The 11,250-nt window shown below is 48.9% G+C and carries 8 protein-coding genes and 1 pseudogene; 3 read left to right on the top strand and 6 right to left on the bottom strand.

Features of this window, described 5'->3' with window-relative positions; translation table 11 throughout:
• Window positions 1-640, bottom strand: a pseudogene (locus tag BN1360_RS12560) (hypothetical protein); the annotation flags it as partial.
• A gap of 637 nt (window positions 641-1,277) precedes the next feature.
• Here BN1360_RS12560 and BN1360_RS12555 point away from each other — a divergent pair.
• Together BN1360_RS12555 and BN1360_RS12550 are read left to right on the top strand one after the other, a co-directional pair.
• Window positions 1,278-1,682 carry a hypothetical protein gene (locus tag BN1360_RS12555; RefSeq protein ID WP_068780189.1) on the top strand — a complete coding sequence of 135 codons (405 nt, stop codon included), beginning with the start codon at window positions 1,278-1,280 and terminating at the stop codon, window positions 1,680-1,682.
• Window positions 1,679-2,746: a phosphodiester glycosidase family protein gene (locus BN1360_RS12550; protein WP_068780188.1), complete on the top strand. Its 1,068-nt coding sequence runs from the start codon at window positions 1,679-1,681 to the stop codon at window positions 2,744-2,746. The genes BN1360_RS12555 and BN1360_RS12550 overlap by 4 nt, the downstream gene beginning before the upstream one ends.
• Before the next feature lie 495 nt (window positions 2,747-3,241).
• Here BN1360_RS12550 and BN1360_RS12545 read toward each other — a convergent pair whose 3' ends face one another.
• The 4 genes from BN1360_RS12545 to BN1360_RS12530 all read right to left on the bottom strand — a co-directional run bounded on the left by BN1360_RS12545 (window position 3,242) and on the right by BN1360_RS12530 (window position 6,816).
• On the bottom strand, window positions 3,242-3,487 hold the full coding sequence (locus BN1360_RS12545; RefSeq protein ID WP_068780187.1) for an AbrB/MazE/SpoVT family DNA-binding domain-containing protein: 246 nt from the start codon (window positions 3,485-3,487) through the stop codon (window positions 3,242-3,244).
• A 249-nt stretch (window positions 3,488-3,736) separates the two neighbouring features.
• Complete coding sequence (gene trmL, locus BN1360_RS12540; protein WP_068780186.1) at window positions 3,737-4,201, bottom strand: tRNA (uridine(34)/cytosine(34)/5-carboxymethylaminomethyluridine(34)-2'-O)-methyltransferase TrmL; 465 nt, start codon at window positions 4,199-4,201, stop codon at window positions 3,737-3,739.
• 475 nt (window positions 4,202-4,676) lie between these two features.
• The gene (gene serC / locus BN1360_RS12535) at window positions 4,677-5,765 is read right to left on the bottom strand and encodes a 3-phosphoserine/phosphohydroxythreonine transaminase (RefSeq protein ID WP_068780185.1); all 1,089 of its coding nucleotides are present in this window, start codon (window positions 5,763-5,765) and stop codon (window positions 4,677-4,679) included.
• 160 nt (window positions 5,766-5,925) lie between these two features.
• The gene (locus BN1360_RS12530) at window positions 5,926-6,816 is read right to left on the bottom strand and encodes a hypothetical protein (RefSeq protein WP_068780184.1); all 891 of its coding nucleotides are present in this window, start codon (window positions 6,814-6,816) and stop codon (window positions 5,926-5,928) included.
• A gap of 351 nt (window positions 6,817-7,167) precedes the next feature.
• On the opposite strand from BN1360_RS12530, the gene pepT reads away from it, so the two are divergent.
• Entirely contained in the window at window positions 7,168-8,406 is a 1,239-nt protein-coding gene (gene pepT / locus BN1360_RS12525; RefSeq protein ID WP_068780183.1) for a peptidase T, read from the top strand.
• A gap of 26 nt (window positions 8,407-8,432) precedes the next feature.
• Here the strand turns inward: pepT and BN1360_RS12520 are convergent, their stop codons facing one another.
• Window positions 8,433-11,165, bottom strand: coding sequence for a GH36-type glycosyl hydrolase domain-containing protein (locus BN1360_RS12520; RefSeq protein ID WP_068780182.1), 2,733 nt, complete (start codon window positions 11,163-11,165; stop codon window positions 8,433-8,435).
• Between the last annotated feature and the right edge of the window lie 85 nt (window positions 11,166-11,250).

Below are 11,250 nucleotides of genomic sequence, written 5' to 3'. Positions count from 1 at the left end.
CCCACAGCGCCTCCGGCGAGGTGGGCGACTCCACCAGTACCGCGTCGCCCGGCTTCAGCAATGCGCAAATCGCAAGCTCCAGCGCCTCTGCTGCACTGTCCACCAGCAGCAGACGGTCCTCCGCCTCTGCTGCTCTATGCCAACCCTCCGCTTTCCGATAAGCGGAGCCTAACCATTCCAGCAGCCGCTTCACAGCCTCGGCTTCTGACTTCGCAGCTTCATCGATCTGACCAATCTCTTTAGTCCGAGACTTTACCACTTCATCGCTCTCGCTGGCCTTATCTGCTCCTGATCTTATCCCTCCATCGATCTCTCTCGCCCTATCCGCTCCTGGCTTTACCACTTTATCGATCCTGCTTGCCTTATCTTCCTCCGCCTTTATCGCTCCATCGATCTCACTATCAGCTGACCCTCTTCTCTGTGGGCGCTTTATTTCTGGTTCTCGACCGGCAACATGCTTGTTTCCACCGGGTAATCCCAACTCATCCACAATCCTCGCCAGAGGAGCGTTTAGTGAAGACAACTCCCCAGCAGAACTCCCGGCGAAGGATATAAAATCTCCGTCACGAATCAAACCTTCCACATCGCTGCGAAATATTTCCGGCAGCTGACTGATCGTCTGCTCCAACCACCTTTCCATGTTGTTCCTCCCCTTCCGTATCATCACCCTTAAGGCGATTGTACCTGAGGACAAATTGTAGCGGCAAATCTATTGTTTGCTTTTTTTCCACTAGAGACTATCAACAAATCCGGCATGGGATAGCAAAGTTGAACATGGCCGACAATGGTGACCAGCCGCAATGCTAAGGTAGCTCCTCTATAGTCCCTCCGATTGCCTTTCCCCCCATATGCTGCAAGAATCGGATGCTCGCCCAGCAAGCAGTATCTGTTATTTATGTATTGTGCTTAATCACATCGATCCAATACGGGTAACGCTAGCTACAAATAATCTTTTAACGGACAAGTTGGCTGCTTAGGAAGATAACTTCAAATGCCTTCACTCTAACGGGCACAGCCTGCAAGTTATTTAGAGAAAATGTCTCTTTTTAGCTATATTCGCAGCATTTGGGGGCCCGTGACGTCCGTTAAAATTGATATATGGCTGTTGTTCACTTATAAGCATCGCAGGTGCCTGTAGCAAAAATACATCGGAAGCAGAAGCATAGCAGCAGAAAAGCGTATTTTTTAAACATCTGCTCATCGTTAATACTTCATTTTGCGAGAAACGATACCACATGATAGAATGTAATCTTGGAATAATAACTAGAGGTGATATAATGCATTACTCCACGGAGCCTATGTCAGATAACGTCCCAAGCAGAAAGAAGCGCCGGCCTTCCGTTAAGATGATTCTACTAACCTGGATTCTACTTATCGCCCTCGGCGTAACTGCCGCTTACCTATACAGCAACCATTTAAAAGATTCGATGATCGCACAGATGAACCTGGAGATACAAACCCGCACGGACGCAATGAAAACAGACTACACAACGCAGCTATCCGCTCTGTCCGCTGAGATTCAGGAGCTGAACAGCAAGGTGGAAGCCTTCAATGAGCTGCTCACCTTCACGAAAGATAATTCCAGCAATAAGACGGATAACAGCAACAAGCTGTACTCGCAGCTGAACGAAGTCAAAGAGCAACTCGCCGCGCTGCAGAAAAAGATGGATCTGTTAAAATGATAACGTCCCATAAGCAAATCAATCGCTTCTTTTTACTTGTGACAGGGCCTCTCTTGGGACTTCTCATCGCCATGCTGATTAGCGGAACCAGCCTGCATGTTCAACAGATACCCGCGCCATTTACAATCGACACAGATATTCCTGCCACCGCTGCTGCTATTTCCGACCAGCTGGATCAGGCAGAGGAAGCCGCCCAGACAACGATATCTTCTATTAAGAAGACGGCGGAGCTGTACAATAAGACAACCTCGACGATGTCGAAAATCGTACAGTCGTCGCAGAAAGCTGCCAAACGGCCTGAAACAATCTACAACAACAAAATTACAAGCAAGCTTGGTTCTCCTTACAAAACCGTGGAGTCCGACCGGATCAGGCTTGAGCTGTTCACCGTCAATCCCGGTACTTATCACGGCTATGCCATGAAAGTAAAGCTGAAATCGCCGGATGCAATGCGGATGACCCTGGGCAAGGACAAGCTGGGCAGTTCTGAGACGACGCTCGCCGCAGCCAAACGTTATGGAGCGATCGCTGGCATCAATGCCGGCGGGTTCGCCGACTCCAAGAAGGGGCGCTTCCCGCTCAGTACAACCGTCCTGGACGGCAAGTATTTGGGCGGATTTGAACCGAGCTACAAGGATCTCTTCTTTGTGGGATTGAATAAATCCGGCAAATTGATCGGCGGAAAGTTCGCCACGCAAGAGGAGCTGGACCGACTCCATCCGAGCTTCGGCGCTTCCTTCGTGCCGATTCTGCTCAAGAATGGGCAAAAGAAGCAGATTCCCGACAAATGGAAAACCTCGCCTCTGCGTGCTCCGCGCACCGTTATCGGCAATTATAAAGACGATCAGCTGCTGATTCTCGTCGTGGATGGATATAATGAGAACGGCGGCTCCGGGGCGACTCTCGAGGAGCTGCAGACCAGACTGTACAAGCTTGGCGTTCACGATGCATACAATCTGGACGGCGGTGGTTCTACATCGCTCGTCTTTAACGGCCAGATTGTGAATCATCCCTCTGATGGGCAGCTTCGTCCTGTTCCTACTCATTTTCTGTTTTTTAAATAGCAAAAAAGATCACTTTCCCAGTGATCTCATTGTGTCTGTGAAATATATCATATTTTGATTTATTTTTACCGCAGAGATGGATATAATAGGAACAAGAGATGTTAACTTGGAGGTGTCGTCCTTGTCTTTCTCATTAACATTCTGGATTATCGCCATTGTACTGGCTATGTTCCTGTGCGGAATTCTCACAGCATCCTATAACGACGATAAAACAAAAGGCCTGTAATAAATAAGCTTCCCTTCATAGGGAAGCTTATTTATTACATTTAGAGGACATTCAAAAAGTCCGTTTTTGATAATACAACCAATCAAGGTTAAATTTATGGCTAAGCGGCCGCGATTCAAGGACGGAGTCAATCAAGAAGCAGCTCGCATCGAATCTTGATTCACCCGGGTCTTCCGGCGCTCATATACCTGCTACGTATCTCCACTCCTCTGACCCTTGCTTCATCCAACCTTCTCGGTGCTGAAACCTGACTTTTTGAACACACCGATTTAGGTCAAATGGTTCATCTCGACCAAGCATTGATTGCAGATCGAACGCTCTTTAAAGTCGCTAACATTGTCCATAGATCCGCAAAATACACATTTAGGGCGATATCTTTCCAAAATAATATGATCACCCTGTACAAGAATTTCTACAGGATCTCCCTCATTCATTTGATATCTTTTGCGCAGCGACTTAGGCAATACGATTCTCCCCAGTTGATCCACTTTCCGGACCACTCCAGCTGGTTTCATGATATGATACACCTCTCCAACATAAAATTATTATGTAAAAATAGAACGAAATACCTATCTAATAATATATATTTCGCTATTTTTTTGCAGATTCCTGCTAATCTCGACAGTAAAAATGCTTCTCCTGGATTCTCCGATCCCGGAACGGGTTAGACGTAGCGTTATATAATTGACCACGCCAACTAATATCTACCGACCGTATCGACAATTTAGCAGGCGCGGCCCGGTGGCCAAACAGCCCGTTTAGGCCTACTCCATGCCGGGGAAGCCGATCTGCCTTAATGCCTCGTAGACAATAATCGCCGCTGAATTAGATAAATTAAGCGAGCGCACCTTGTTGCTCATCGGCATTTTCATTAATGTATCCGGATTCGCCTCGAGAATTTCCGGCGCGAGTCCTTTGGTCTCTTTACCAAACACTAGAAAATCCCCATCACGGAATTCAAGATCCGTATAATACTGCTTTGCCTTCGTCGTAGCAAAAAAGAAGCGGCTGCCCGCGTATTTCTCTTCTACTTCCCGGAACGAATCATGATATTCGATATTTACCGCATACCAATAATCAAGACCGGCCCGTTTCATCGTTTTATCATCGGTACGGAAGCCAAGCGGACGCACCAAATGCAGATGAGCCCCTGTTGCCGCACAGGTTCTGGCTATATTCCCGGTGTTCGCCGGAATTTCCGGCTCCACGAGTACGATATGCAATGCCATGCTGATTAACTCCTCATCAAATAGTAGAATCTGTACTTTCCATAGCTGTCCAAGGGTAGTCCTCACCTATTATAACAGTTTAGCTCTCAAAGTATAAGAATCGTTTTTAAAATAAAATCCTATTAAAAGGGGTAGCTCAAAAAGTGCACTTAAACCCGAAGCAACGTAGAAAGTAATCTTGACCTGCGTATTCTGAATTCAGCCGAGCCTAAGCAAATACCTGCAAAACCATATTTCCCTCGGAAACCTCACAGGTACAGTTATTTTACTATGAGAAAAGGCCTGCGAACGTTCGAAAACATGCAGCTCCACTCCCCAGGCCCTAGCTTTATCAACGAAAGCCATTTTGAAAAAAAGCACCTCGGAAACCTAAGCTTCGGCTTCGGTGGCTGAAAGCTAACTTTTTTTGAATATCTATGAAAAGAAAAACCCTCCGTCGCCATTTGCAACGGAAGGTAAATAAATCCAAGCGATATTAGCCATTTTGCTGTTGGAAATGGTTCATAAAATCAACCAGAGCCTTAATGCTATCATATGGCACTGCATTGTAGATCGAAGCGCGGAGTCCGCCGACACTGCGGTGACCTTTAAGTCCTACGAAGCCCTCTTGCTCCGATTGCTTAATGAACTGCTTCTCCAGCTCTTCATTAGCAAGACGGAACGTCACGTTCATAAGGGAACGGCTCCCCAGCTCTGCGCAGCCGCGGAAGAACCCGCCGCTATTGTCGATCGCGTCGTACAGCAGGTCTGCCTTCTTGCGATTATTCTGCTCAACCGCTTGCAGCCCGCCCTGTTCTTCAATCCAGCGCAATACTTCATTCACCATGTAAATAGAGAAGGATGGAGGTGTATTATAGAGCGAATTGTTGTCCGCCTGAATATCATAACGAAGCATGCTTGGCAGATGCTTAGGAGAATTGCTGATCAGCTCCTCGCGAGCAATGACAACCGTTACCCCGGAAGGACCCAGATTCTTCTGCGCCCCTGCATACACCATGCCGAACTGAGTCAGATCAAACGGACGGCACAAAATGTCACTCGACATATCCGCAATCAACGGCACGCTGCCGGTATCCGGATATTGTGTAAATTGGGTGCCTTCAATCGTCTCATTGGAGGTCAGATGCAGATAAGCTGTATGGTCTGGCAATTGGAGGTTGCCAAGATCAGGAATGGACATGTACTTGTCTTCTTCAGAGGACGCAGCCACATAAGTCTCGCCGATCAGCTTCGCTTCCTTAATCGCCTTGTTAGCCCAGCTTCCCGTCTTTACGTAAGCCCCGGCTTTGCCTTCAGTCAAGAGATTCATAGGAATCATCGCGAACTGCGTCGATGCCCCGCCTTGCAGGAACAGCACTTTATAACCTTGCGGATTGCCTAGCAATTGCAGCAGACGGCTGGACGCTTCATTATGAACTCCTTCATACACAGCCCCGCGATGGGACATCTCCATGATCGACATTCCTGTACCATGAAAATCAACAAATTCAGCTTGCGCGCGTTCCAATACCTCAAGCGGCAGTGCAGCCGGGCCGGCATTGAAATTATAAGCTCTCTTACTCATTTCTCCCATCCTCTCCTATTTCCCCTTATACCTGCGTAGTTTTTTGATAAGCATAATCATAGCAACTATTCTTTTCTACAGCAAGCTGATATTTCATGATATATCACCAATTCGCAGAATTGACACATTAACGCTTCACCAAGATATAGAGATAAATTGATTATTTAGTATAAAACTCATAGATTCTGGACCAGCTATAGCTCTCACCGGGAGCAACATTCAGCTTAATAAATATTTCTGGTGAAATAACATGCTTCTCCCCCCATACTGCGACAGAATCAACCGGATAGCTGCTGATTTCTCTGACTCCGGCCCGGCTCTCACGATGATACAAATCCCAGATCCAACCCTGGGACTCATTGGCTTGGCCTACGCTCTGCAAACGGAAATAAAACCAGCTATCCTGGCTTCCGCTCCAATGAATCTCATTGCCTTGAAACAACAGGCTGTCCATCGATCCCTCTTCATCTACTTCAGGAACCAACTCAAACGGGAATTTCAGAGTGTAACCCGTTCCAATCCCACGCTGGTCAATGCCGAGAAAATTGTGATTATATTCGGTTGTAGAGATCGCCTTGCTGCCTTCATTATGCAATGTATAGTCCAGTATCAGACGGTTGCCTTCGATATAGATCTGTTTCTCCAGCCGGGCCGCGTAGCCGCGGCACTCCTCCGGAAATACCGTAAAGCCGAGTTTAGACGGGCTTTCCTGCCTGACCTCCTGCCGATAAGGAATCAGGGGATATTCCTTGTGAAATTGATACGGCTCTTCATCCACCCGAGTCAACAGACCTACTCCCAGCTTGGGAAACTGCTCGCCGACCTGGGCATCCTCATAGCCGATCGGATCGGCGATGCCAAATTCATTGCACAGTCCAGCGCCCCCGGTACCGAATCCGGGAACAAGGCTTTCCGGTACGCAAAAGCTATGATTGCCCTGCCTTAGGGTCACCCCCGTAATAAAACCGCTCCAATCAAAACGCTTGCCCTGATAAAATCCTTGCTCAGCAAAATCTATGATTAGCTGATCGTTTTTTAATTGATACCCCATCTATTCTTTCCTTCCTTTCAAAGGACTGAAGCTTCAGCCCATATCTTGATCTTTTCGAGCTTCATTTAGGCTCCTTTACTTCCGGCAGCCCTATTAAATAAGTATACCTTCCTCCACTCTTTTCGTTAATAGAGCCGGGGGTTTTTCTGTCCCGCTTTTATCCGCCTGCCCGGTTTGATACAATTTATATAAAGGTTGCTTAAAAAGTCGCTTGGTGATCATATAATGAAATCAGGAAGCGGCATCCTCAAGAAACGCACCCTGCATAGATGAAATAGGCTTTGATGCGAATACCGACCCTTTTTGAACACGTACACTTTGTGATTAAATCGATGAAAAGAGGCTAATTTGATGAGAGACGAGCTTATCAACAGATTTACATCCTATGTTAAAGTCGATACACAGTCCAACGAGGACAATCTGGTCTGCCCATCCACACCAGGGCAGCTTACGTTAGCCAGACAGCTCGTGGAGGAGCTGGAAACCATCGGCATGGAGGATATCAGTCTTGATGACAACGGTTATGTCATGGCAACCCTGCCTGGCAATACGGTAAAAGATGTTCCCGTCATCGGTTTCCTGGCTCATCTAGATACCGCTACCGACTTCAGTGGCGCTAACGTTCAGCCGCAGATTTTAGAATCCTATGATGGCGGAGATATCCTGTTGAATGAACCCGGTGATATCATATTGTCTCCGCGCGACTTCCCCGAGCTAAGTCATTACAAAGGCCATACGCTTATTACGACCGATGGTACAAGCCTGCTTGGCGCGGATGATAAGGCCGGCATCGCCGAGATTATGACCGCGATGAATTATTTGATCCAGCATCCGGAGATCAAGCATGGCACGATCCGCGTTGCCTTCACGCCGGATGAGGAGATCGGCCGCGGTCCAGACCGCTTCGATGTTGATGCCTTCGGGGCAGAATTTGCCTACACGGTGGATGGCGGGCCATTAGGCGAGCTGGAGTACGAAAGTTTTAACGCAGCTGCAGCCAAAGTAACCTGCAAAGGGGTCAGTGTTCATCCCGGATCAGCCAAGGGCAAGATGGTCAATTCCGCCAAGATAGCAATGGAATTTAACGCCATGCTGCCTGCGGCGGAAGCCCCTGAGCATACCGTTGGCTATGATGGCTTCTACCATCTGTCCTCAATCCAGGGCGATGTCGAGCAGACACGGCTGCATTACATCATTCGCGATTTTGACCGCGAACAATTCGAGGCCCGCAAGGCCAAAATGCAGAGCATCGCCGACGAGCTGAAGACGAAATATGGTCCTGAGCGAATTACCCTTGACCTGCGCGATCAATATTACAATATGCGTGAGAAAATCGAGCCTGTTATCGATATCGTGAACGTAGCCGCCGAAGTTATGAAAGAATTGAAGATCGAACCGATCATTACCCCGATTCGCGGCGGTACGGATGGCTCCCAGCTGTCTTATATGGGACTGCCTACGCCGAATCTGTTCGCCGGCGGTGAGAATTTCCACGGCAAATTCGAATATATTTCCGTGAATAGTATGATCAAAGCGACTGAGGTTATCGTCGGGATTATCCGGAAATTTGAAGAGAGAGCGCAGTCCTAACAGACTGCGCTCTCCGCGCTTCCATACTAAGAGATTCGTTCCAACAGCACTTCGATGACTTGATTGCCCTGCTTCGGCAGCACGTCCAGCAGCTCCCGCGAAATGAGACAACCTCTTCCGCTCATTTTGAGGTCTGTCTGCTGGCCATTTATTTTTACCGCACCTATACGATATTGGCCGTAATCGATCTGCTGCGGGTTGTGATAGACAACCTCCAACATTCGCCCGGCAAACAATGTCTCGACAGAAGCAGCGCCCTCAGCATCAAACTGCGCTCTCATCAGCTTCGGTTCCAATAGTAAATCACCGTAGTATCCCTTTACCCCGTACACTTCCGTAAGCTGTGTCAACAACAGCCAGCTGGCCGAGCCGGTCAAGTACGTATACATCCCCCTGCCCCGTTCGTTAATATACTCCGGGACACCCGGGTACATTTTACTAAGGGCAAAATCACTGGACAATCGATATATCGAATCGAGAACCTGGTGGCCCTCTTGTACATATCCGCGTTTATACAAGGCATTGGCATACATAACCGTCATGTGGCTGAACATCGCCCCGTTCTCTTTATGACCAAACGCAAAGCCAAAGGCGCGGCCGAGATTTTGCTGAATGCCTCCAAATCGTGAGTTCAGGCGATAGCCGATGCGCTCATCCTTTAGATATCGCTCTACTGCAGCATGGATTTTATCGACCTGTTCATCGGTTGCTACCCCGCCCATAATGGTAAATACTTGCCCCGTCAAAGTCATTCTGACTCCCTCAGGATCGTCCCCCTCTACACGCTCGCCATCATTGTTGTAGTAGCCGTTGAACCATTCATAACCCTCCTGGCTAGTCACCCATTCGTTGCGGCGAAGATGCGTGATCATCCACTCAGCTTTAAGCCTAAGGTCTTGCGCCACATCCTCGATGCTTAGTTCGACGAGCTTGCCGCTTACGGCCGGTACGATCGATTGATAGTAGCTGTCCAACAGAGCGAGCTTCGATGTTGTGCTATCGTAAGAGACCGGATGTGACAAGCTGTCCAGCAGCCCAGCGATTTCTTGGCCTAACTGGATCGTGTTTATTCCCGATCTTTGCTTCAACTGCAAGAGCAGGTCGGACAAATCCAGCAGGTTGCTGGCATAAAAGGCGGTAAAAGCGACGCTCTCCCCGCGGTTCGGGGCCAGATCAAGCCCATCGTTCCAGTCCGCTCCCTCCAGCTTAATATTGTTGTGTTCCCCGACATTAAAGAACGGAACCAGATTCTGCAGCAAAATATGTTCCAAAATCGTCCCTTCATAGATATCCCCTTCACGGGTCAACAGCTTATTGCCCTGCTCCGGCAGCCAGTTTGTGTCCCGTCCCTTGGAGCGCTGAATAAAGCTGTCCCGGAAATAGGTCTGAGACTGCAGCAAAAAATCAAGATCCCCGCTTTGATGAATATACAGCATTGTTGTGAGCAGCGGCCAGGCACCATGGTCCATCCATACGCGCGGGATATTGTTGCGATCAGCGATGAATTCCCCCGGCTTAGCCCCGATGATCGTCGCGTTGCTGCCATCGGTACGTACCCCGGCATAATTGTTCAGCAGCAAATAACGGACCTCCGCAGGCTCCATCACCATCAGCGCCAGACAGTCCTGCCATAAATCGCGCCAGCCCCGGCCACCGCGGCCATAGTCATGGTAAGGCAGAAATGAATTACCGTAGAGGCGCCGCAGTACCGGCTGCAAGGTCACCCATCTCAACCACAGATCCTGTTCCTCATCTCCGGAGTGGAAAATGATCGTATCCAGCTTCTCGCGCCAATAGCCCTCGTTCTGCGCAAGCAATTTATCGAAGCTGACCTCGGACAAATACTTTGCCGCGTACTCTTCACCGTTCACTCGTTCCCCGGTAATCAACATTGCAATAATATAGGATTTCGACTCGCCTGCGCCTAATTCGACCTCTTCAAATCTCAAACCTCCAACCGCTTCATAACCTTCTAAATGAACGTCAGGGCCTGCCTGCGCTTCACGGTTGAGAACGACAGCCTCTGGCCAATCCAAGGCCCCGCCTTCTCCAATGAAATCCTCAATCACCGGAAAGAAGCCCGAAGGTCTCCGACCCTGTGCCTCTGCCCCAAGCACGCTATAGGTAACTTTATTGACCCGGTGTCCCCGTTCATCAAAGGACAACGAAGGCTGTACCTCAATGCCATATGTAGAAGTATAAATGCGATGCAGCAAAGAGGTCACATGCCGGTGGTCGCGAAGGTCATCGGCCGAACGTCCATACAACGGAATCGCCGCTGTAGCGGTGAAGCGGACAGGCGTATCCCCCGTATTCGTGAGCTTCACCTTCATCAATTCAACTTGATCTTCAGTAACCGGGACAAAGTTCGTCGTCTCGGCAGTGAGCGGCAGCATGCCATGCCTGCGTGTGATGCGATGCCATAGAAATCCGGCCTCCATCTGACTGTACTCTCGGCCCCTGGCAAATTGTTGAGCGTTCTGCCGCGCGGAATTGCCGCTGACCGACCAGGCCCCTTCCTTCTCCGTGTAAATCCAAAAATTCCGTGCTGCCTTTGAATTGTGCAGGGTTTCGGCTGATACAGGCTCCGTCAGAAAGCTGTTATGTCCGGTTGTGATCTGTCCATGCAAATTCGGGGTGATCGACGACATCATCCCTGCCTCATTCACTAACGGAAAATACAAATAGCTGTAACTCTCCGGCTGCTCAAGCTTGAACTCCCCTTGCTTCCCCGCATATTGCCATCCTCTTGCCTTCATCCCATCTTCCTCCTCATGAATAGTTGCTGATAAAGTACCTATTACTTCATTCGAAGCGAGAATGATGCTGTACCTCCTGTAAGCT

Source organism: Paenibacillus sp. GM2, assembly GCF_900069005.2.
Taxonomy (GTDB): Bacteria; Bacillota; Bacilli; order Paenibacillales; family Paenibacillaceae; genus Fontibacillus.
This window is presented reverse-complemented; position numbering and strand designations above follow the sequence as displayed.